General features: G+C 40.0%; 13 protein-coding genes. 2 read left to right on the top strand and 11 right to left on the bottom strand.

Annotated elements, in window-relative coordinates; translation table 11 throughout:
- Nucleotides 1-21: 21 nt before the first annotated feature.
- A complete protein-coding gene (locus tag DW033_RS09755; RefSeq protein ID WP_005863241.1) occupies nt 22-1521 on the top strand; it encodes a potassium/proton antiporter in 1500 nt (499 codons plus the stop codon).
- A 55-nt stretch (nt 1522-1576) separates the two neighbouring features.
- On the opposite strand, the gene DW033_RS09750 is transcribed toward DW033_RS09755, so the two are convergent.
- The 11 genes from DW033_RS09750 to DW033_RS09700 form a co-directional block, all read right to left on the bottom strand.
- Entirely contained in the window at nt 1577-3619 is a 2043-nt protein-coding gene (locus DW033_RS09750) for a beta-L-arabinofuranosidase domain-containing protein (protein WP_009016561.1), read from the bottom strand.
- A gap of 16 nt (nt 3620-3635) precedes the next feature.
- The gene (locus DW033_RS09745; RefSeq protein ID WP_122382701.1) at nt 3636-5492 is read right to left on the bottom strand and encodes a glycoside hydrolase family 127 protein; all 1857 of its coding nucleotides are present in this window, start codon (nt 5490-5492) and stop codon (nt 3636-3638) included.
- A 62-nt stretch (nt 5493-5554) separates the two neighbouring features.
- A complete protein-coding gene (locus DW033_RS09740) occupies nt 5555-7183 on the bottom strand; it encodes a RagB/SusD family nutrient uptake outer membrane protein (protein WP_005863235.1) in 1629 nt (542 codons plus the stop codon).
- 13 nt (nt 7184-7196) lie between these two features.
- Nucleotides 7197-10406: a TonB-dependent receptor gene (locus tag DW033_RS09735; protein WP_122382708.1), complete on the bottom strand. Its 3210-nt coding sequence runs from the start codon at nt 10404-10406 to the stop codon at nt 7197-7199.
- Between the two features lie 240 nt (nt 10407-10646).
- Nucleotides 10647-11579, bottom strand: coding sequence for a FecR family protein (locus DW033_RS09730; protein WP_005867294.1), 933 nt, complete (start codon nt 11577-11579; stop codon nt 10647-10649).
- A 74-nt stretch (nt 11580-11653) separates the two neighbouring features.
- Entirely contained in the window at nt 11654-12199 is a 546-nt protein-coding gene (locus DW033_RS09725; protein ID WP_005867296.1) for an RNA polymerase sigma-70 factor, read from the bottom strand.
- Between the two features lie 292 nt (nt 12200-12491).
- A complete protein-coding gene (locus DW033_RS09720; protein WP_005867298.1) occupies nt 12492-14837 on the bottom strand; it encodes a hypothetical protein in 2346 nt (781 codons plus the stop codon).
- Nucleotides 14838-14900: 63 nt separating this feature from the next.
- Nucleotides 14901-16658 carry a RagB/SusD family nutrient uptake outer membrane protein gene (locus tag DW033_RS09715; RefSeq protein ID WP_122382700.1) on the bottom strand — a complete coding sequence of 586 codons (1758 nt, stop codon included), beginning with the start codon at nt 16656-16658 and terminating at the stop codon, nt 14901-14903.
- A 19-nt stretch (nt 16659-16677) separates the two neighbouring features.
- Nucleotides 16678-19893 carry a TonB-dependent receptor gene (locus DW033_RS09710; RefSeq protein ID WP_232054474.1) on the bottom strand — a complete coding sequence of 1072 codons (3216 nt, stop codon included), beginning with the start codon at nt 19891-19893 and terminating at the stop codon, nt 16678-16680.
- Nucleotides 19894-20227: 334 nt separating this feature from the next.
- On the bottom strand, nt 20228-21157 hold the full coding sequence (locus tag DW033_RS09705) for a FecR family protein (RefSeq protein ID WP_009275289.1): 930 nt from the start codon (nt 21155-21157) through the stop codon (nt 20228-20230).
- Nucleotides 21158-21231: 74 nt separating this feature from the next.
- Nucleotides 21232-21777, bottom strand: coding sequence for an RNA polymerase sigma-70 factor (locus tag DW033_RS09700; protein WP_009016548.1), 546 nt, complete (start codon nt 21775-21777; stop codon nt 21232-21234).
- Nucleotides 21778-22640: 863 nt separating this feature from the next.
- On the opposite strand from DW033_RS09700, the gene DW033_RS09695 reads away from it, so the two are divergent.
- Nucleotides 22641-24191, top strand: a complete 1551-nt coding sequence (locus DW033_RS09695; protein ID WP_048927061.1) for a PglZ domain-containing protein — start codon at nt 22641-22643, stop codon at nt 24189-24191.
- The last annotated feature ends 42 nt before the right edge of the window (nt 24192-24233 follow it).

The following is a 24233-nucleotide window of genomic DNA, read 5'->3' as shown; positions in this document are numbered from 1 at the left end:
ATCATAAAACCCGTTTTGCGTATGTTTCAAAATCCTGAGCAAGTGCTATTAATAGCTTCTGTGATCCTGTTTTTAAGTATATTCGCCGGTAAGGCCGGTTATCGTTTCGGCTTACCCGCTTTGTTGTTGTTCCTTGGTGTGGGAATGTTGTTTGGCAGCGATGGTCTGGGCATCCAGTTCAGCGATCCGAATGTAGCCCAGTTTATCGGCATGTTGGCGTTGAGTATCATCTTGTTCTCGGGTGGTATGGATACGAAAGTTGCGGAGGTCAAACCTATCGCCTCGCAAGGTGTGGTATTGGCCACGCTCGGGGTGCTGGCCACGACTTTTATCACGGGCGGGTTTATCTATTGGTTATTTGGTTTATTTGGCAAATATGTTACGTTGACTTTCCCGGAATCTTTATTGCTGGCGGCGGTCATGTCCTCTACGGACTCAGCCTCGGTTTTCTCCATCTTGCGCAGTAAAGGGGTTTATTTGAAAGAGCGTCTGCGTCCTACCTTGGAACTGGAGAGTGGTAGTAATGACCCGATGGCTTATATGCTTACCTTGCTTCTGATCGCTTACATACAAAGCGGAGGTATGAATATTTGGGAGGCCGGGCTATCCTTGGTCATTCAATTATCGGTGGGAGCTATCGCCGGTTTCTTATTGGGGAGACTGGCTGTGTTGATTATTAATAAGATCGATATAGATAACGAGTCTTTGTATCCGATCCTTTTATTGGCTACGGCTTTCTTCACCTTCGCCGCTACGACCTTATGTAAGGGTAATGGCTATTTAGCGGTTTATATCGCTGGTTTGGTGGTTGGTAACGCTAAGATTGTTCACAAGAAAAGTATGGGGACGTTCTTTGACGGTTTCGCTTGGTTGTGGCAGATCGTGATGTTCCTTACGTTAGGCTTGCTAGTGAACCCGCATGAGTTATTACCGGTGACGGGTGTAGGTGTTATGGTGGGAGTCTTTATGATCTTGATCGCCCGTCCGATTAGCGTGTTCCTTTGCTTGATACCTTATAAGAATTTCTCCTTCAAAGGTAAACTGTATATCTCATGGGTGGGATTACGCGGGGCGGTTCCTATTATTTTCGCTACTTACCCGATGATCGCCGGGATCGAGCATGCCGGTATGTTCTTTAATATCGTATTCTTTATCACGATTCTTTCTTTGCTGATCCAAGGAACCACGGTTACCCAAGCCGCTAAATGGCTGGATATGGTGGATGAGCCGGAACGAAAGGATGAGTTTGGCATCGAGCTTCCCGAGGAGATCAAGAGCGCTATGAGCGAGATCGATATTACCCCGGCGGTATTATCCCATGGAAATAAATTGATGCAGCTGACTTTACCCGATCATACCTTGGCGGTAATGGTGAAACGGGAAGGCCGCTATTTCATCCCGAAAGGAAATACGGAATTAAAGGAGAACGACAAGTTGTTAATGATCTCCGATAATGACGAGGCGCTTTTGCAGGCGTATGATTCCTTGGGGGTGAAGGATTATACGATGAAGAAGAATTGAAAATAATGTGCCAATGCGAATACTCTTTGTGTAGAATAAGCATTGGCACATTATTTTATCGTACCGGGAACTCGGTTATACGTAAAGTGGTACAGCCATAAGGAATTAACTCGATCGTCTCTTCATCACCCATCGGTTCGTTGGCTTGCATGAAGAAATTTACGGGGCCGGCGGAACCTTTGAACATTTTCCATGAAGGTAAGATCCGTCCCTTTGTTTTAATCGTGATAGGGGCATTCTCTAGGTTCCATGGGTAAGGGGCTATGTTCTCTGCCTTTCTAACGACGAAATTTTTCTCTAGTTCTTCTTCTTTCAGATATTTGCGAATCAGGGAATAATTCCATGCTGAAGTAGAGGTGACCTCATAATACCATTCTCCTTTATGTGAAGACTCCGGGCGTTGATCAACCTTGCGTTCCCATTTCTCATCCATCTTTAGGGAATACAATAATGGGCCTCGTTCGATGACAACCGCATCGTCATACCAATTGCTTGTGGATATACGCATGGGTAGCTCTAGCTGGATATGATCGCCATCTTTCCATTCCCGGTTGATTCGTACGATTTCGCCAGAGTGAGCTGCGATAGAGACAGCCTCGCCATTTATCGTAATCACGGGATTATTACACCAAGCAGGAATACGCAAGTGAAAAGGGAAAAAGGCTTTCTTGTCTTTCTTGCTAGGGAACGATAAATTGAAATCGATCTTTTCTTCAAAGGGATAATCGGTCTTCTCTGCGATTTTAACCGTGATGTCGTTTCCCACTTGGGCAGTCACTTCCGATGGTGCGTAGATAAGTGAAGCGATGCCATTATCGGCGGTGGCAAACCATAGATGTCGTGTGAATTTAGGCCAGCCTTGATGTAGATTGGAGGTACAACAAGGATAACCGCTCAATTCTCCGAAAACAATGTCTGTGTCCTCGTGTGGTGAGACAAAGTTACGTCCTTCGCAAGTGATCGCTATTTGATTGACTTGCTGATAATATTGTCGTGCGGAAAAGTCATCCTTGATCTGCGTTGGCAGTACATTGTATGCGACTTTCTCTAAATGATCAGCCCACTGGACATCTCCGGTTATCTCTAACATTTTCTCGAGAGAGAACATCATCTCGACAGCGGTACAGAGTTCTGATCCTTGTGTCGGGTTACCGAAACGTAAAAGTTCATCTCCCGCCCATAATCCTGTAGGAAAACCAATCGTATGGCGCATTTTCCGTACAGCTTCCTTAACCGCTTCCAGATTTTGAGGATTATGGCTCTGTTGGTAATAAATGACAGGTTCCTTGAATCCTTGGGCGAGATTTACACAATGCAGGCTGTTTTGCCGGGCTAAATGATCTTGGTTCAAGAACACGTCGGTCCAATTGAAGGTTTGCTTATGGATTAACTCTCCTAACTCCAGAAGGAAAGGATCGCCCGTGATATTATAAAGCCAATATACGACCATCAGATTATCCCCTCCTCGTTGTTCAGCCCAGAAAGTCCATTTTCCCAGAGGACTTTTAGGTAGTTCAGAAAGCTGGTATTTGAAATAATTAGTGAGGAACGAGATAACTCTTTGATCGTTGGTAGCGGAATAATATTGTTGCAGAACTTTGAGCATAACCATTTTGGGCCACCAATCTTGTGCGTTATCCCGTTGTAAGCCGGGTTCATAGTCTCTGTCTGTATCTGGCCCGAAATATCCGTTAGGCTTTTGGGAGGCCAATGTCCATTCAACCCAAGGCTTTACTTTTTGGATCAAGGCCTCATCATTCATGATGTAAGCCAAAGGTAGTAAGCCATCTATCCAGTATGGGCCTCGTTCCCATACGTCTCCATCTCCGCCTAACCAACCATTACGCGGTCCCATTACTTTCGTATAGATAGAATCCAGATGGCCGGTCATTCCCGTACACATTCGTTCCATTTGGATTTTTAGCCAACCCGCAGGTTTAACATCCCCAATAGGCAACTCTATATAAGGCTTAGAGGCTAATGGATAACGATTGTTCGGGTAATTAATGTTGATAGAACCTTCATTTCCCGGCAAAGTGGCAGAAAAGGAGGTAATTGAGATTAGGCTTGATAATGTTATCGTTAATAAATACTTCATTTTGATGCTTTTTTAGTTATTCGTTATAGGGGATCCATACCCTCATTTTTCCTGCTTTACGGTTATCCCACGCATAATAGGGAATGAAGGTAGCAGATTGTGCCCTACCGTTTGTTTTAATTGTTTTTATCCCATTCAATATATCGGAAACGAAGGCTGTCTGGAATGTTGTACTTGGGCTCAACTGGATTTGATCGAAATATTCCGGGTTGTCTATTTCTTCCATGCAGTATACAAGTGGCCCTCGTTGAATCGCCCGTTTGCCGAAATTTTCCTTGACATGCGGATCTGCCGCAACAATTTCCACGGGCATATCCATATCTAGAGCGATTACATCTTGCGATTTCCAATCCTTGATTACCGCATAGCCTTTTTCCTCAGACACGTTTATTCTCTTACCATTGATACTTAAATCATAGGTTTTGCACCAATTCGGAATGCGGAGGCGTATCTCTTTCTCCAAAGGCTGAGAAGTAGAAATTGTTAGTTTTACCGATCCATCCCACGGATAGTCCGTTTCTTGTGTTAATAGGATATCAGTCTCTCCTATCCGTATTTGCCCCGTATTTCCGATATATAGATTTACCCATAACGCATCATCGGAGGAGGCGTAGATATAATTTCCGATAGAAGGCAAGAAGCGTGAAAGCTGACTTGGACAACAAGCGCAACCATACCATTCTTGTCTATGGTGATCACCCTTAGATTCCAGCGGGTTGACATAGAAGAAGCGGTCTCCACCCAAGGAGATACCGGCAAGCGCACCGTTATATAAAGAACGTTCCAGTACGTCGATGTATTTAGAGTCTCCGGTAAGTTGGTTCATACGTTGGTTCCAAAGCACCATTCCGACAGAAGCGCAAGTCTCGCAATAAGCATCTAGGTTCGGTAAATCGTAATCCTCCGTAAACCCTTCGTTATCCCGGGATGAACCGATACCCCCGGTGATATACATATTGCGGTGTACCACATCATCCCATAGACGATCCATGGCGGCTATATATCCCGTATCATTCTTCAAGGCAGCCACATCGGCCATACCGCAATACAAATACATACATCGTACCGCATGCCCGGAGATATCGGTAAGTTGCCGGACGGGAACGATATCTTGATAGTAAACCGGGTCCCATTTACCTTCATCACCCATAGTGCCGTGACCGTGTCCGCGTTCCTCCAGCAGCCAATAAGCGAAATCCAGATATTTTTGCTCTTGGGTGGTTTGATAAAGCTTGACAAGCGCCAGTTCTATTTCCTCATGTCCCGGTACCCAATGCCGTTTTCCCGGTCCGAATTGGCTCATCATATGATCTGCCATGCGGATACATACATCTAATAACTTACGCTTTCCGGTTGCTTGGTAATATGCCACTCCAGCCTCAATCATATGCCCGGCGCAGTACATCTCATGCTTGTCCATATTGGTCCACCGTTTATCCAATCCGGTGAGAGTATAGAAGGTATTGATGTAGCCATCCGGTTGTTGGGCGGCAGCGAATTTGTCAATCCATTCGTCCGCTTTCTTTTCCAACTCGGGATCCGGATTGTTGATCAGGCTATAAGCCATACCTTCTAACGCTTTATATACATCGGAATCATCAAAGAAAATGCCGGAATGCTCTCCTTCCCCTTTCGCTGCATTCTCGAAATTACGGATACGTCCGGTTTGATTCTCTATTTGATCGATACAGACAGGCAAGGTCGCCGAGACATGTTTGCTGAGTCTGGGTGACCAAAAGTTGTCATTGATTTTCACATGAGAAAAATCGATCTGCTCGATCATTTTCAAAGGCTGTTCCTTTATATCTTCTTTAGAGGTCTGGCACCCTTGCAAAAGAAAGGCAGACGCAGCGAGTAAAAGGTATTGCTTCATATAGCTTTAGAAATTGAGATTAAAGGAGGGTATGTCAATATAGAGACATACCCTCTATGTTATTATTGATAATTCGGATTTTGTTCCAGATTCGGATTGGTATCTACTACTTTTTGAGGTAAGGGAAATACCGTTTTATAATCTCCATTCGGCTCATGAGATAACCATTTAGCTTTTGTGAAATGACCGAAACGTATCATATCTCTCCGGCGATAAGATTCTCCAGCGAATTCCCAACCTAGTTCATCATAGAAACGTCCGAATTTTTCCGGATAAACTTGATTTTGCGAAGTTAATACATAGTTTTCTACCGTACCGTATTTGTAACAGGATTTTTCTTGTAATTGCGCTCCTGAGACAATTGCTTTTTCAGGATGTTCTTTAAAAGCTCTTTTTCTGACCATACTTACAATAGACGCTGCTTGATCTGCTTTCCCAGTACGTAAAAGGCATTCTGCTTTCATCATATGGACTTGCGTAAGTCTGAATAAGACCAAATCATTATTTAGTTCACTTCTGGCTCCCATCTCAACCTCATATTTTAACCAGCGATATCCTTCTGCCTCACCAGTGAAAATTCCGTTGGGCATTTTGTTGACGAAGATAAGCGGTTGTCCCATTAAGTCATAAGAGCCTGTGAGAGGTGTCCGGTCAGATGCGTATTGGGGACCTCCTAGCCAAGTCGCATTTAAACGTTCGTCATCTGGATCATAGGTGTCGATGAATTGAGGTATTCCTTTATAGGCCCCAGCTCCCCAAGGGCTTCCAACTAGATCATACGTTTTTTGGTTTGCTCCGTGTAAGGCGGCTAAATGATAGTTAAATCCAGTGGCAAATATTTCATCATAAGGAATGACTAATATATTTTCTAATGAGTTTTCATTGTGTGCCTTAAATGGATCGCTATAATTAATGTCTAAACTGTATTTTCCTGAATTAATAATATCATCACACTCTTGAATACAAGCATTCCATTGGGGATCACCTGTATATACTTCTGCGTTCAAATATACGTTAGCGAGGAGGGCTTTAGCTCCCCATAATGTGAATCTTCCATAATTAGATTCATTTTTCTCTGTTGGGAGATCGCTGAAAGACTCTTTTAGTTCTTTGACTATAAAATCATAAAGATCCTTCCGGGATGTTTTTACAGGTAATTCTGAGGTGGGTTCCGTGACTAAAGGAGCATCTCCAAAATTATCCATGATGTACCAGTAATAGAAAGCACGTAATGCTCGAGATTCAGCGATCATGGCAGCCTTGTTTTCATTAGCGGCAAAAGGAAAATCATCTTGGTTGATAATGCTGATAGCCCGGTTTGCCAAGATAATTCCGGAATAGCAAACTTCCCATAAACGATTCACTTGTAATTGTTCGGAGTTCCATGAATGTTGATGCATTCTACGAAATACACCTCCATCATCCCAACCGGAACCATTAGCGGGGAACACTGCGGCATCGGTACATATTTCTTGACTCAGCATTGGAGCTTGTCCGGAACCGCAATATCCCCAATCTTGAAGATTGGTATAAGCGGCACCAACCACTTTAGTTGCGTCTCCAGCTTCATATTTATAACTATCTTCAGTAATGTCAGAGAAGATTTCTTCGGTTAGGTCTGTGCAGGAAATAAAGTTCAATGAACAGCAACCTAATAATAAGATATTTATATGTTTTTTAATTGTATTCATGAGTTTATTTATTTTAAAAAGTAAACATTGCGCCTAAAGTAAAGGAACGTGTAGAAGGGTAACGGCCTAATTCATCACATCCGGGATTAAGTCCTTGCGTATTAACCTCAGGGTCTAATCCACTGTATCCTGTAAATGTGAATAGGTTATTACCGGTTGCGTATATACGTATCCTTTTTAAATAATCATTCTTAAGTTTTAAGGTATAACCAATGGTGATATTATCAATTTTCCAAAAGTTTCCTCTTTCGATGAAATAGCTAACATATTGAAGTTCCTGTTGGTCGTTTAGTACAGTCTTTCCGTACTTCGGTTCATAAGCTGTGGCAAGCAAATTTCCCCGGGTCAAGTTTACAGGACATTCATAAAACATGCGGGGGTAGTTGAGGATGTCATAGTCGAATGCACCTCGCATAGTTATACCTAAGTCGAAATTTTTGAAGGTAAAACTGTTATCCCAGCTTAATAGGTGTTTGGGCAGGCCATTTCCAATAATTTTTTTATCTTCTGCTTGTTGCTCTGAGATCGGTTTTGGATTACCGTTTTTATCTTCAATAATCCAACGTCCTTCGCTATCTATATCAATAGTTTTAAAACCGTAGAAATTACCAACCTCACCCCCTTCAAATATTCGATGGGTATATTGTTGGATAGGTTCGCCAGTCCAGCCATCTTCTATATAACCGGATTTTAATTGGAATTCCTCGTTGGATAAGGCAACCAACTTATTTTTGTTAGTCGAATAATTAAAGCTAGTTGTCCATGAGAATTCTTTTGTTTGTACTGGGATTGCACTGAGGTGTATCTCTAGTCCTTTATTTTGCATAGTTCCTGCGTTTGCGAGGATTTCCTGATATAAATAAGGAGGAGTGGCTACTTGATAGTTCCATAGCATATCTTTTGTCGTGCGTTTATAAAGGTCTATAGATCCACTGATACGGTTATCAAGGACACCGAAGTCTACTCCTAAGTTCCACTCTTCTTTTTTTTCCCAACGCAGGTTTGGATTTGCGTTACTTGAAGGTTTTAATGAAGGGAGCCAGCCAGAACCAGTATAGAGATTCTTATCGCTGGTCAAGCGGCTTAATGACATATATGGATCTTCAGGAATGGAACCCGTTACACCAAAACCTAAACGAGCTTTCAAGCTACTGATAAAACGTAAGGAGCTCATGAATTCCTCATTATGTATATTCCAGCCTACGGATACGGCCGGAAAATTTCCCCATTTATAATTAGCTCCGAATTGTGTAGCTCCTTCATGACGGATACTGACAGATGCTAAATAACGATCATTGAAACTATAGTTGATACGAGCAAATACACCGATTAACTTAGACTTGTTTTTTTCAGACTTTTCCTCAACTTCTCCTCTTTTTAAGGCAGCTCCAGCCCCCATATTATTATAGCTATATTGATCGGATGGAAAATCCCAGTTTTGCATCCAATAATTTTCATAAGTATTGTCTTGATAAGAATAACCCGCTAAACCAGTAAGATTATGAGCACCAAAATTATTTTTGTATTGGGCTGTGATCTCTAACAGATTATCGATAGAAGCAGTTGTTCCGCGAGAAGCAAACCCGTTTTTGCCATTGCGGACAGTTGATATGTGTTTTTTAGTTTCAGCATATCCGCGGGTTTGATTATAAGAGGTTCTCGACACTAATGCTTTTACGAAAAATTCATCCATGGGAGTCAATGTAACGGTTCCGAATGTACGTAATTGGGTACTTTTATTCTCGCCATTACTTTCATATAGCGCAGCTACCGGATTCATATATCCGTTCATTGTCGGATGTTCAATCCAGTTTCCGTTATCGTCTTTCGGACGTTCAGTTGGAATATTGATTAACGCATTTCGGTAAATTTCCCCATTGAAGCTTTTGCCATCTCCTAAGGCTGTATATCTTTGTTCTTTACCCATGATGTTTAAATTAAACTTTAATAAGTTATCCCACATAGAGTGGTTGATTTCCAATCGTGTGGTTAATACTCTATTGTCTGAGCGTTTGATAATGCCTTGGCCAGACTTATAGTTTATGTTTGCGATATAATTAGAGTTGCGATTACCTCCGCGTAGACTGGCATTAGTTACGTAAGAAATAGGAGTCCTTAATATCTGGTCTAGCCAATCTGTGTCGTAACCATAATCAATAGCGCCGGGTTTCCCTTGTTTTACTAATTGACGGTATTGATCGGCATCCATCATATCTAATCTTTTTTTGATTTGCTGGGTAGTGACATAAGCTTGAATATCAATAGTTACAGGTATCTCTCCTTTCACTTTTTTTGTGGTGATGAAAATAACACCATTATTTCCTCTAGTTCCATAAATAGCGGCGGCTGAGCCGTCTTTTATAACATCTATGCTTTCGATATCTTCTGGTGCAACAGTGCTCATATCACCCGGAACTCCATCGACAATAACTAATGGAACTCGGTCTCCTTTTAGTGAGCCGATACCACGCAATACAATTTGGGATGAAGACGTCGGATCACCATTAGGCATGACAATGCCAAGTCCCGCAACCTTTCCTTGAAGCAACTGGGCTGCGTCTTGTACTGAACCTTGAATGAATGTTTCGCTTTTTATGCTGGAAATAGATGAAGTTAATTCCCCTTTTTTCTGTGTACCGTAGCCAACCACTACCACCTCGTCTAATTGTTGCGTATCTTCTACTAAACGAATATTGATTTGTTGTTTCCCATTTACAGGAACATCTTGTGTCAAATATCCGATATAGGAAATCTGCAAGATGGCAGAAACAGGAACATCTAACGTATAATTACCATCTATATCTGTAATAGTTCCGTTAGTTGTTCCTTTTATAACGACGTTAGCACCGATAATAGGTTCTCCGGATTTATCTGTAATTGTTCCTGAGACCTTATTGTTATCCTGTTGTTGTTCTGCTTTTTCATCTTTCTTCATCAACATGATATTACTGCCTTCAATCGCATATCCAATATTCGTGTTTCTGAAAATTTGTGACAAAACATCCATTACCGTTTGGTCTTGAGCGTGTACGGATGCTTTACGGTTTAAGTCGATTTCATTTGTATTATAAATGAATAAATAATCAGTTTGCTGTTCTATCTGTTCTAAAATTGAATGCGTAGATTCATTATTAGCATTGATATTGATGCGCATCGTTTGTGAATGTACGGATGCGAGTAAGCTGAAACTGAATACAAATAATGCAATGAATGTTAATCTCATTATTCGAAATGTTTTGTCTTCTGTGTTAAAAGGGGACATAAAATGCCCGTTACAAATTTTTTTCATACATTTGTAATGTCTTATTTGTTAGTACTAAATGAATTTATTTTCGCAAGTCTGGTACTGACTTACGGAAGGGGGATGTTGCAGCATCTCCCTTTTTGTGTAATTTGTGCTGTTAATTGTTTGTTATGTTTTCATTCTCTATATTCTGTATTTAAAAGGTTAACGACTAAATATTTATTTTATCACGATTAGATTCGTCTCTTCATTTTTTGTATAAGTGAATTTATGTTTTAATTGTAATACTTTCAATACATGGTCAATTCCGTCTTTGATACGGAATTTGCCGGAATAACGGTATTGAAGTAAGGATGGTCGTTGAACATCAATTTTAATATCATAATAAAGCTGTAACTTTTCTATTAAACTTTGGATCGACTCGTCTTCGAAACAGAATAATCCCTCTTTCCATTTAAAGTAGTTGTAGTCAGGAATATGGGATGTATTTAATCCTTCCTGACTTGCGATCGCCATCTCGTTCGGCTTTAGGCGTAATCTTTTCGGCATAGTTAAGGAAGATATTTCTACGCTGCCATTTAATAATGCTGTCTCAAATAAAGGACTGTTGTGATATGCCTTAACATTAAATTCGGTACCCAATACATGAATTGCGTATTTTTCGGTTTGTACGGTAAAAGGACGTTTTTTGTCATGATGTACAGAAAAATACCCTTCTCCGTTAAGTTCTACGTTCCGTTTATTTGTGCCGAATTTATTAGGAAATTTCAATGTCGAGCGAGAGTTGAGCCAAACATGTGTCCCGTCCGCTAAAGTTAACTCAGCTCGCTGACCTGTGGGTACATGGATGGTTTGTATTTGTATATCCTCTACCTTTTTTTGTTCTACGAATTGTTTAGTAACAAAGATTCCAATTAAAAAGATCGCTGCTATTTTTAGTGTTTCGATTGCGATACGTCGAATTGTTGGAATGAATTTTTTATGAAGTGTTTTTTGCTCTGTATCCGTATGCCAAAGTGAAATATCATATAATTTACGTAAAGCCAGAAATTCACGCATGTTATCAGGACTTTCGTCCAGCCATGACACTACTTTCAGTCTCTCTTCTTCGGAAACCTTACCTCTTATGTACCGTTGTAGTAATTGCTCCATGAATGTCTGTTAATTTATTTTCTATTATAAAAACAACGCTGTGCGCTAAATCCCTAGTGGAAAAATGAAAAAAATTAAGAAAAAAGAAAATAAAATAAGGGTAGATAGTCTTTCAAGTTGATACGCAAAGCTTTTAAAGCCTTGGTTATGTGGTATTCTACACCTTTTATGGTGAGGTTTGTCTCATCCGCTATTTCTTTTACGGTTTTATTCTCGAAGCGGCTCATCTCGAATATTCGATGAGTTTGTTCTGGTAAGTTTTTTAAAGTTTTGTGGATGATCCTATTGACCTCATCAGAGAAGATCTCTTTCGGATCGCAAGCCTCGAGTGTGGAAATTCTAATGCTTAGTTCTCTATTTTTTATTTCCTCTAAATTTTCAATAGCGGCATCATGTATGGCTTTATGGCGTAAATAGTTAAGGGCTTTATTTTTCAAAATCGTGAGCAATAAGGCTTCTGTTATCTCGTTTTCTCCAGCAGAGACCAGTCGCCAATATTTTACAAGCGATTCAGCTACGATATCCTCAGCCACCATGTCATCATGTACATATGATTTGGTGAACAGGAATGACCGTCGGTAATTCCGTTCATAAATGATATTAAAATCGTCTCCTTTCATCTTCAATACAGATTTAGCGGTAAAAGTAGGAATTTTTGATAGAAAAATAGTTAAAGTAATCATACTTTCATTTTCCCCGCTTTCCGGTTATCTCAAGTATAATATGGGATGAAAGAAATTGATTGTTATCCATTTATCGCATTGATAGTAAAAGGTTAGAGTGGAAAGAGGTCTTGAATACGGAATTCAGACTAAGTTCTATTTACTCAAAATAGTTGGGGTTATCTGTTTTAATTTTAGATCATTATGAGGCGGTGTCTATATGTGGAGACGGGGCATGCCCCGTCTCTCTCTAAATCCGTTGTTCCTTACCATTCACGATAAATCGCTTGATAGGTTGTTTTACCGGTCTTAATAGGTAACTCCAATCCTTTTCAGTTGTATCTAACGTGATTTCCAATCCATCTTCCAGTTGTTTTACTTTATAATTAATCTTATTATTTCCAACAGGAAGATCTTTCATTTCAATAAAGTCCCAATCTGATGGTAAATTAGGACTTAGGGTCAAGGTCTTTTTATAGGCTTCTGGTTGTATGCCATATATATAACGAATCAAAGGTGTTGCTATACCATAGATGGTCCATGCTTGAACAGGGCAGCCATAATCAGGCATCATCTCATTAATTGATCCCGGAAGTGTACGGCCAAATGTATCGACGATGCGATTGATATACCATAAAGCCTCATCTACACGTCCGTAAGCGCATTCGGCCATCGCTTGTACGCCTGTTGCGATAGTCATCATGCGATCTCTTTCGACTGCGGATAAATAAGGACCATATTCGCCGCAATGCTCTTTTCGTACTTTATCCAATTGCCGAATAGCTCTGTCTTCTGAGGCAATATGAGTTTCTATTGGAGTGCTTATTACCCAATTCTTGTTAGTTAACCATCCTTTCATAATACCAGTTGGATACGCTTCAAATTGTTTATACATATCCTCATACATTGCGATATGCTTTTTCTTGCTATCCTCATATTCCTGTAAGGAAACCTCGGCAACATCCCACCTGTATTCTGTATTACGAACCTGTTCGATAGCACCTTTAGTCGTTTCTAAGGCTTGCTCTCTCGTTCCATAAAAATCACAATAAATTTCTAAATCCTTATCCCAAAATAGGTCGTTTATCCTTTCTTTCAAATCGATTGCTTGCGAGGCGCACTCACTGGCAAATGCTTCTTCTCCCATTATTAAGGCAATCTGCGACATAACTTCCAGTGCTTGCTGGGTATAAACAGAGACATCAATCAATTCCGCATTTAATCCTCTAACTTCCATGATTCCATACCCTTCGGGGAACATATTCTTATTTGTATCCATATCTTTCAAAAGGAAGTTCAGACCTTTTTGCATATAAGGATACATATCTGCAAGGAATTTGTTATCACCAGTCCATTTATAAACATTCCATACAGCGATGACAAAATGAGCAGTCTCTTGAGTATTTCCTTTGTGGCTGACGAATGCGTTGAATGCCATTTCATGCAAAATACGGCCATTCCTATTGGCTTTCTCTGACATCTCTTTGATAACTCTCAATGTCTCTTTTGCTAATTTTTGGTCACCTGTAGCGACAAGGCCTTGTAATGAATAAGAATTATCACAACCGAATAACCATGGATATTCAATTGCGCCCGCTCCCAGAAAGCGTCCTGCACTTTCCATATCTGCCGCAAGCCATTCCGTATTGATTTTGCACCAGTTATAAACCTCTTGTAACTTTTTATCTGGAATGTTAATCCGTCCTCTCTCTAATAGTTGGGTGTAATACATTTTTTTATCTTCCAACATTTCGGAATGGTTCGCTAAGATGTCTTTGTAACTTTTTAGGGCATCCTCCTCACTGTCTTTTGATCCTGCGATGACGAAAGAAAGTTTTTTCTCCTGATTCTTAGGAAGTGTAATCGTATAAGTAGAAGAGGCACTTTTACCCGTTCCTTGCGTATTTATATAAGTAGGAGTATCTAGTTGATAAATACTCGTATGTTGATCCGCTCCCCAAATCACGTTCCAGTTATTACCTAAATCTTTCGCTTTAAAAATGGCATCTTGGGCATCCCAGTTCACGACATCATTTGCGTCTTTTAACCCGATTGTCCCGGATGACCATACAGGCAACAAATCTGTTTTTGCGACAAAATCAAAAAGGACCGTTTGCTCTGAATCCGATACATTTTCGATGGTATAGGTAATAACAACACCATTTTTTCCTTGTGGGCAAAATTGGAAACGATTGACACGGATACTATTATTAAATAAAGGAGCGTACTCAAATTTACTTCCAAAAGGATAATTCGTATATTGTATTGCGTTTTCCAACCAACAAGAATTACCTTTATTATCTGTCATTTTTACCCAAAAGCCATCTAATAGCTTGATCAAATGATTCCAAACTCCTCCCATCTCTCCGGGAGTATGTCCACCAAGATCAGGGAAGTTTCCATCTTGCGTACCTATTATGTAGGTTTTATCTCCTGCTGTCAGATAAGGATTTTTTTCTTGACCCGCTTGATTCGAGATTCCTTCCATGATTGTTTGTATCTCCTCATCTTGAGTGATACTTTCATTTGTTTGACAAGATATAAATCCCCCCAGTAAACAAATGCATAGATAAAGTGACTTTAGATATTGTGTCATATTCAAATCTTTTGTAGATAAAAGTGGAGGGGATATTATGATACCCCCTCATACTTACTATAATTAATATCCCGGATTCTGTGTCAATGTTGGTTTACCATCGACATAGCTTCTATCTATTTCAGTTAGAGGAATAGCGTAATAGCGATGGTTCTTATCAAAAACGGCTCCATTTAAATATTGGATATGTCTTTTTTCTCTTTCGACATATTTATTTAAAAAATCCTCAGCGATATCCCAACGTACCAAATCGAAGAAGAAATGACCTTCTAACGCAAGTTCCAAGCGTTCTTCAAATCGTACACGTTTTCGTAATACGTCTTTACTAAGTCCTGCCCATGAATCCTTATAGATATCCACTTTATAATTGGCGGCAACTGGACCATTGCCAAAAGGCGCTTCATCTCCTAATCTCACGTAAGATCCGTCTTTTACCCTTTGACGAATCATATTGACATATTCTTTTGCTTTCTCAGGGTTACCAATCTCCACCTCACATTCCGCTGCCCACAATAATACTTGAGCGTATCGAATAATATTGAAATTCATTGCGTTAAATTTTGCTGTATTGTCATAAGCGTATGTAGCAAGTTGGCTTTCTAATATAATCCATTTCTTTTGGTTATAAGGACCTGCGCTGACTTGATCCCTGATCCAAGCTTTTCCCGGGTGCAATCCCCAATCATGATATGGAATGCCTCTACGACCAACGACCCAGTCTAATCTCGGATCTACAGGGGTTTCCATATCTGGTTCCCATGCCTCGCTTGATTCGATATCTTGGTCGTTTTTGAATTCATGGTTAGCGTAAGTGTCAATCATGGGTAGGCCATTTTCGTCTACTTGATAGGCATTTACTAAGTCGAAAGTAGGTTGTTGGAATCCGGCTCCACTTAAGTTTGGTTGATCTGGAGCATTGGGATAAGATAAGTCGAAACCACGTTGGCTACGATCGTAACCAGCTCCCGCTACATTTACCGCTACCTGGTTAGACCATACCACTTCTGCGTTATTGTTTTGCTCCGCATTGAAGTTATCAAAATAATTGTCAAGTAACTTATATTTTCCGCTAGTGATGACTTCGTCTAATAAAACTTTTGCCTCGCTGTATTTTTGCTGGAATAAATAAGCCTTGGCCAAGAACGCTTTAGCGGCGTTTTTCGTAGGTCTTCCAGGCTCACTCTGATTATCCGGTAAAATTCCGGTAGCAAAAGAGAAGTCTTCTTCAATATTAGGCCAAATATCTTTGTCATTGGGAACCCTTCTTTGCGGATCTTCTACGTATTCATCAATATAAGGGACCATGTTCCAGATTTTTTTCGCTTCAAAATGATAATATCCTCTTAGGAAACGGGCTTCTGCTCTAATTTCCATTTCACTTTCTTCTGATAAGCCATCAATTTTATTATCATTCAGCATACGAAGTACGTCGTTGCAACGCTCAATAGCTCCATATACCAGTATCCATTTATCCCGGATACGACCATTTTCAGCAGTAGCGACATAACGCTCCATCTGTAGCAGTTCGCCTTGATCGCCGGTAGTACTTCCTTTATGGATATTTCCAGCGCACATATCTCCATAGAAGACATTATCCGGCCCACTTGTTATTCCCCAAACTCCGTTGATAAATCCGTTTAATGGGCTATAGCAGGCAATAAGGAGTTTATTTACGGTACTTTCATCTGTTAATACAGACTCATTCAATTTGCCTAATGGTTGTTTATCCCAAAAATCAGAACAACCATTAAACAGGCTAACAGCCATCGTGACGGTTACCCATGTGAACGTTTTTTTCGCTATATGAAATAGATTTTTCATGTTTGTTTAATTTTAAGTATTAGAAAGATAAATTGAAACCAATGGAGAATACACGTGCTAGTGGCATATTATTCATATAATCGACACCCATATTCTTGTCATCGCCGTTCTTAACCTCGGGATCAATGTTGTTATACTTTGTCAATGTCAATAAGTTTTCCGCGTTCAAATAAACACGACATTGCTGGAGTCCAATTTTCGAAAGCGTTTGTTTCGGAAGGGTATATCCTAATTCTAATTGTTTCAAACGAATATAAGAACCATCTTCAATTAAGTATGAAGAAACCTTACCTGCCTCATCATTTGGATTCAAGATATTGATCTCCGGCAGTTCCGCATTTCTGTTTTCAGGAGTCCAAGTATTCAATATACGGGTACTTTTATTGAAATAATCTCCCCAGAAATCAAGGCCATCCCTACCGCCTTTCGATGCGAAACAAATATCATTTCCTTGACTGCCTTGGATATAAAGAGACAAATCGAAGTTCTTGTAATAGAAGCGTGAACTCAAAGAGTACTCGAAATCAGGGTGAGGATTACCGATATAGGCCCTATCTTGGCTGTCTATTTTTCCGTCATTATTCACATCTCTATATTTCCAACGGCCGATTGCTTTGTCTGACTGTTCTACATGCGAGTCGACCTCGCCTTGTGTTTGGAAAATACCATCGATCACATAGCCATAGAAAGAGGAAATCGGATGACCTACTTCTGTTCTTGTATATGTGTTCGATATGAATTGATTTGAAGCTAATTTCTTTACCTCATTACGATATCCGGACAAAATGAGCCCTAATTCGTACCGGAAACCATAGTCTGTCGTATTCTGGAAATTGATATTCAATTCATATCCATTATTTTGCATTTCACCGATATTCATAAATGGGGCACTTGCCACTCCTCCGGTAGAAGGATAAGTAATTCTTTGCAAGATGTCGGTAGTATATTTATGGTAGAAATCGAATGACAAATTCAGTTTATTATTAAAAAGACCTGCGTCGATACCAATGTTTGTTTGTGTAGTCGTCTCCCATTTAAGATCCGGATTACCAATGCTCTCCTTACTGATACCTTGAGTGACAGAGTTTGGATCTCCCGCTATAGGATAGCTGCTAGTTGAGATATTCGTATAATACATGGACGCAAATGCGTAGTTATCGATATCCTGATTTCCTGTCAAACCGTAACTGGCTCTGATTTTCAAATCACTAAGAATATCTTGCCCTTTCATGAAGTTTTCTTCCGTAAGTCTCCATGCGGCGTTTACCCCTGGGAAGTAGCCATATCTATGATTCGCACCAAAACGTGAGGACCCATCTCGACGAATAATAGCCCCTAAATAATATTTGTCTTTATATTGATAATTGACACGTGCGAACAGAGAGAACAAAGCGTATTCATTTGCGTTGCCTGTATTGTCCTTGTTGGATTCGCCAGCGTCAAGGTATCTATAATCGGGATCCTCGATAATAAAATTACTTCTATAAGCAGAGAGATTCTCTATTTTAGAACTAATGGCTTCTGTACCTAGCAAAACATTCAGATTATGTGTTTCACGAAATTTTTTCGTGAAGGTCAAAGTATTGTTCCAAACCAATTCTGATTTACGGCCTCTTGCTTCCTTTAAAGAATTCACTAGCGTATTTGCGTCTCCTTTGTTCCAATAAGTTTTTGGATTGAACTCTTTGGAGCCGCTATCCTCAACGTTTACGCCGACATTTGTCTTGAATTGGAAGTATTTCAAGAAATTGATATCCAAATACAAATTACCTAACAAGTTGAGGTTGTCATTGTAATTCTCTCTTTGATTATAAAGTTGGGCTACCGGATTCTTGGAATCACCTAAACCATTAGCTTTTGTTCCGGCCCAATTACCTTCTACGTCGTAAACCGGAATAAGCGGAGCCATACGTACGGCCTCATGGTCTGATTTGCTTCCTTTGTATTTAGAGTAAGTTGCGCTTAGGTTTGATCCTAATGTGGCGAAGCTCAAAATCTTAAATTGAGAATTGGCTCGTAAAGAGAAGCGATCATAGCCCGCCCATTTTACAAGAGCTTCTTGTTTATAATAGTTTGCGCTCAAGAAATATTTAGACCCATTGCCACCTCCTTGTGCGCTGATATCAATGTTTGTAGTCGGTGCGGGGCGATAAACTTCATCAGCCCAATTAGTTCCGATCTTATTAGCGCGCATAAATTGATTTTCCGCAGTATTATAAGTGCTGAGATCTACCTGGCCTTCCATGGCTCCTGCCGGTAGAATATAATCAGGAATGACGGGTGTAGCTCCGTTGCCATATTGGTCATGCTGTGGTGTTAACCCGGCGTTTCTCATTGCGTTCCACAAGACTTCTCCATATTGTTGGGAGTTTAGCATTTCCGGCAAGTTGGTGGGAAGTTGCACGCCTACGTTTACTTTTACGTCAACGGTAGGTTTTCCTTCTTTACCTTGCTTTGTCGTGATTAAGATAACCCCGTTAGCTGCTTGGGAACCATAGATAGAGGCGGAGGAAGCATCCTTCAATACTTGTACAGACTCTATACTTGAAGGATTTATTTGGGATGCGATCTCGCTTTTTGTAGGAAAACCATCAATGACATACAACGGGCTGTTATTATTCAGTGTTCCGACACCTCGAATACGGATAGCAGGAGCATCGCCAGCTACGCCGGAAGTTGTTACGGACACACCGGATAACCTACCTTGAAGAAGGTTCTGTATATTCCCGGATGATTGAATAGATAAATCCTTCGTAGATATGGAAGAGATAGATCCGGCTACGTCTTTCTTGCGTTGCGTACCATAACCGATAACAACGACATCATCCAATGCTTGTGCGTCATCCTTCATGGTAATTTGGATGTTCGTCTGCCCTTTGGTAGGGATTTCTTGTGTCTGATATCCGATATAGGAAATTTGCAAGATGGCGTTCTCGGAGACCATAAGGCTGAAATTTCCGTTAATGTCGGTGATTATACCGTTTGTGGTTCCCTTCACCACGATATTTGCTCCAATGATAGGTTCACCAATTGCGTCTTTCACAACACCGGTAATTCTCCGGTTACTCTGTTGTGTAACAGAAGTGTTTTTTCGCATTAACATGATGTTATTACCCTCCATCGCATATGAGATGTCTGTTTGGGTAAAGACAGATGATAACACATCTGCTACGGTTTTATTTTGCGCCTCTACGGAAACCTTACGATTTAGATCTATTTCTTTGGTGTCGTACACAAAGAGATAGTCTGTTTGTTTTTCGATTTCGTTTAAGACAATTTGAGTGTTTGCATTGTTCACATGGATATTGACCCGTGTATTTTGCGAATTAACAGATGCAAACATTCCTGTGGTTGATAGAAATAGTGTTATAAAAGTTAACTTCATAACTCTTTTTGTTTGATTTTTCATACATTTGTAACTCTTGAATTTGATACTGATGATTTAAGTGCATGTGGTATTGATTCTTTCCGGGGAGTGTTGCCGCATTTCCCGGTTTTTATATACCGTTTCTTTTTTGATATTTTTTATCTCATAGGCATACATGATTTATAAGGTTAACATTCTGTTCTTACTTTATGATTATTAGATTCTTATCGTCATCTTTGATGTATGTGAATTTATGTTTTAACTGAAGTACTTTTAATACATGCTCTATTCCATCTTGAATACGAAATTTGCCGGAATAGTGATGTTTCAACAATGAGGGACGTTGGATCTCAATCGTAGTATCATAATAAAGTTCTAGTTTCTTTATTAGATCTTGGATTGATTCATTCTCAAAACAGAACAGGCCTTCTTTCCATTTAAAATAGTCGCTATTATTAATTGTAGATTTCTTGAGCATCCTATTCTCTATACTAACGATTTCATTAGGCTTGAGTTGTAATCCATTTCTTAAATTAGGGGAACTGATTTTTACACTACCCTTTAAAAGGGCGGTTTCGAACAAGGATGTGTTATGGTAAGCTTTTACATTGAACTCTGTACCTAATACTTGAACATCATGATTTTGGGTATGTACGGTAAATGGACTATTTTCATTGTGCTGGACAGAGAAGTAACCTTCGCCGTCTAATTCCACGTTTCGGGTGTTTGCGCTGAATTGTTCAGGAAATTTTAGGGTTGAGCGAGAGTTTAGCCATACATGCGTACCATCGGCTAAGGTGACCTCTGCCCGTTGTCCGGCAGGGACATGAATGGTTTGCATTTGTTTCTTGTTCGATTGTTGTATCTGCAGTTGTTTGCTTCCCCAAAAGCCGATTAGAAAGATGGCTGCGATTTTTAAGATCTCGGCCATTATCTTCCGTATGGAATAATGTACTTTCTTTACGGAATTTGTCTTATCTGTATTGGCTTGCCAAAGTGAAATGTCATATAATTTGCGTAAAACCAGAAATTCACGCATGTTTTCAGGGCTTTCGTCTAACCATGATGCTATTTTCAGTCTTTCTTTCTCTGAAACCTCTCCTTTTATGTATCGTTGTAGTAATTCCTTCATGGTATCTATTAATTTCGCTTTATAAATAATAAACGATGCTGCAAGATAGATCCCTAGTGGAAAAACGAGAAAAGTCAAGAAAAAAGAAAATAGAATAAGGGAAGATAATCTTTTAGATTGATACGTAATACTTTTAAAGTCTTGGTAATGTGGTATTCTACTCCTTTTACGGTGAGGTTGGTTTCTATAGCGATTTCTTTCACTGTTTTGTTTTCGAAACGACTCATCTCGAATATCCTGCGAGTTTGTTCGGGCAATGATTGTAGGGTGCGCTGAAGGATTGTGCGTATCTCTTCCCGGAAAATTTCTTCTGGATCGCAAGCCTCTAAAGTGGATATGCGGATGCTTAGTTCTCGCTTTTTTATTTCTTCTAGATTTTCGATCGCAGCATCATGTACAGCTTTATGGCGTAAGTAGTCGAGAGCTTTATTTCTCAAGATCGAAAGTAAAAGAGCTTCTGTTGCTTCTCCTTTTTGGGTGGAGATCAGTCTCCAATACTTCACAAGAGAATCGGATACGATATCTTCTGCTATCATATCATCATGTACGTATGATTTAGCGAACATGAACGATCGTTGATAGTTTCGTTCGTAAATAATGTTAAAATTGTCTTTTGCCATTATAAGCTGAGTAATAAAAATAAGATTACATGACTTCTGGAGTAAAACTAAGTTCTTCAAAGTTCCCTAGGAACTATATTCGGTATTTACAAACTACGCTTCTTCCTAATTCACATATTGTATCTACAGAGCGTAAATAGACTAACCGGTGGGACTTTTATGCCCTGAAATCATATAGTTATGTCAATAAAATATAAGACAATATTGATTTAGAATAGAAAAGATTGTGTTTTGCTAAAAGAAATCAATATATTTGCCTTATCTTTTGGAGTTTTAACATAAAAGGCATTTGGCACTAAATAGTCATGAACATAGTTCCTAGGGAACTATTTTCTTCATTCCTACAGAAGACAAAAGTTTCGTGCCGAAGAAACCTTAGTTTCCCTATATAGAAACAAAAGTTTCCTAAGCGGAAAACAAAGGTTTTAGCGGTATAAAACTTTAGTTTTTCATGGATAAAAACTGTATAAGCTTATATGTTAATGTTTTGTCTGTATAAGGAAGAGACCGTATGATGATTGCGGCAAGTGTGGAGAGATCGTTCTGTTTAGAGATAGAAAAGTAGTAAATGATGGTAGATAGGGCCTGATAATTGTAGATGTTTTTTATCTACCACCATAGGCTAAACCGTCTAAAGATAGATGATTACAAGGATAGTTGTAGATGTTGTAGATAAATTGGATATTTTTGAACCTTAGTCAGTAAGAGAGAGTACTGTTCGTGAGTTGATGAAGGAGATCTCCTCATTGGCTATTCGCTTATCTGGATTTGGGAAAATTACGAGATCAAATACGAAACATCCCGTTTCTTTCGTTGTTATATGGAGGATTATCCATATATTTGTAAATAAACTAGGTAAGCTTATGGCAGCGAAGAAAGATAGAGTACTTTGGGCTGATGACGAGATTGATTTGTTGAAACCGCATATCTTGTTCTTGCAGGACAAAGGGTATGAGGTCGTTCCGGTGGTGAGCGGGCAAGACGCTATTGACTGCTGTAAGGAACAATCGTTTGACATTATTTTTCTCGATGAGAATATGCCCGGCTTGACAGGATTGGAGACGCTGTCGCATATCAAGGAGATCGCTCCGAATGTGCCGGTCGTGATGGTGACTAAAAGTGAGGAGGAAAGTATCATGAATCAGGCGATCGGAAATAAGATCGCGGATTATTTGATCAAACCGGTAAATCCCAACCAATTGCTTCTCTCTATCAAGAAGAATGTCCATAAGAACGTGATTATCTCCGAGACGACCACGGTGGGTTATCAGCAGGAATTCGGTCGTATAGGTATGCAAATCAATGATTCCTTGACCACAGACGACTGGATGGAGGTCTATAAGAAACTGGTGTACTGGGAACTGGAACTGGAAAGCAGCCAAGTGGCAATGACAGATATGCTCCGTATGCAGAAGGAAGAGGCCAATAACGCTTTTGCCAAATTCGTGAAGAAGAATTATGTGGACTGGATACAGAATCCGGTCGATCGCCCGTTGATGAGCCCCGACCTGTTTAAGAAGAAAGTCTTCCCAATGTTGGATAATGACGAGAAGGTTTTCTTTATATTGATCGATAATTTCCGGCTGGATCAATGGCGGGTGGTAAAAGAATTGCTTACTGAGTATTTTACGTTTGACGAGAGCTTGTATTATAGCATACTGCCAACCGCCACGCAATATGCCCGCAACTCCATATTCTCGGGCTTGATGCCCTCGCAAATAGAGCAGATGTTTCCGGATTTGTGGGTGGATGAGGAGAGCGAGGAAGGTAAGAATTTGAATGAGGCTCCACTGATTCAAACCCAGATCGATCGGTTCCGTAAGAAATATACCTTCTCATATAATAAAGTACACGATTCCCAATATGGAGAGAAATTGTTGGGTACGATCCCTTCTCTTACTCGTAATCAATTGAATGTGATTGTGCTAAACTTCGTGGATATGCTTTCGCATGCTCGTACGGAGAGCAAGATGATCCGTGAGTTGGCGCAAAGCGAGGCGGCCTATCGCAGCTTGACTAAATCATGGTTCCAGCACTCTTCTACGCTTGAGTTGTTCAAACGAATCGCCGAGCGGGGAGGAAAAGTAATCGTTACGACCGATCATGGAACGATTCGGGTAACGAATCCGATCAAGGTGATAGGTGATAAGAATACGAATACCAATCTACGCTATAAGGTAGGCAAGAACTTGAACTACAATCCAAAAGAGGTATTTGAGATCCGGGACCCGGAAAAAGTAGGGCTTCCCTCCCCGAATCTAAGCAGTAAGTATATTTTCGCCTACGGAGAGAATTTCTTCGCTTATCCGAATAATTATAACTACTACGTATCCTATTATAAAAATACATTCCAGCACGGAGGAATCTCGATGGAGGAGATGTTGGTGCCGTTTATTACGATGGAACCGAAATAAATATCGTTTTTTTGTTCGTGGATGGTAGGTTTTGTTTAATTT

This window comes from Parabacteroides sp. AF39-10AC, assembly GCF_003635405.1.
GTDB lineage: Bacteria > Bacteroidota > Bacteroidia > Bacteroidales > Tannerellaceae > Parabacteroides > Parabacteroides distasonis.
Note: the sequence above shows the minus strand (reverse complement) of the source record. Positions and strands in the feature narration are given on the sequence as shown.

Coding starts and splice junctions, on each gene's coding strand:
- DW033_RS09755 (WP_005863241.1), top strand. CDS start 22: ATGTTTCAAAATCCTGAGCAAGTGCTATTAATAGCTTCTGTGATCCTG.
- DW033_RS09750 (WP_009016561.1), bottom strand. CDS start 3,619: ATGAAGTATTTATTAACGATAACATTATCAAGCCTAATCTCAATTACC.
- DW033_RS09745 (WP_122382701.1), bottom strand. CDS start 5,492: ATGAAGCAATACCTTTTACTCGCTGCGTCTGCCTTTCTTTTGCAAGGG.
- DW033_RS09740 (WP_005863235.1), bottom strand. CDS start 7,183: ATGAATACAATTAAAAAACATATAAATATCTTATTATTAGGTTGCTGT.
- DW033_RS09735 (WP_122382708.1), bottom strand. CDS start 10,406: ATGAGATTAACATTCATTGCATTATTTGTATTCAGTTTCAGCTTACTC.
- DW033_RS09730 (WP_005867294.1), bottom strand. CDS start 11,579: ATGGAGCAATTACTACAACGGTACATAAGAGGTAAGGTTTCCGAAGAA.
- DW033_RS09725 (WP_005867296.1), bottom strand. CDS start 12,199: ATGAAAGGAGACGATTTTAATATCATTTATGAACGGAATTACCGACGG.
- DW033_RS09720 (WP_005867298.1), bottom strand. CDS start 14,837: ATGACACAATATCTAAAGTCACTTTATCTATGCATTTGTTTACTGGGG.
- DW033_RS09715 (WP_122382700.1), bottom strand. CDS start 16,658: ATGAAAAATCTATTTCATATAGCGAAAAAAACGTTCACATGGGTAACC.
- DW033_RS09705 (WP_009275289.1), bottom strand. CDS start 21,157: ATGAAGGAATTACTACAACGATACATAAAAGGAGAGGTTTCAGAGAAA.
- DW033_RS09700 (WP_009016548.1), bottom strand. CDS start 21,777: ATGGCAAAAGACAATTTTAACATTATTTACGAACGAAACTATCAACGA.
- DW033_RS09695 (WP_048927061.1), top strand. CDS start 22,641: ATGGCAGCGAAGAAAGATAGAGTACTTTGGGCTGATGACGAGATTGAT.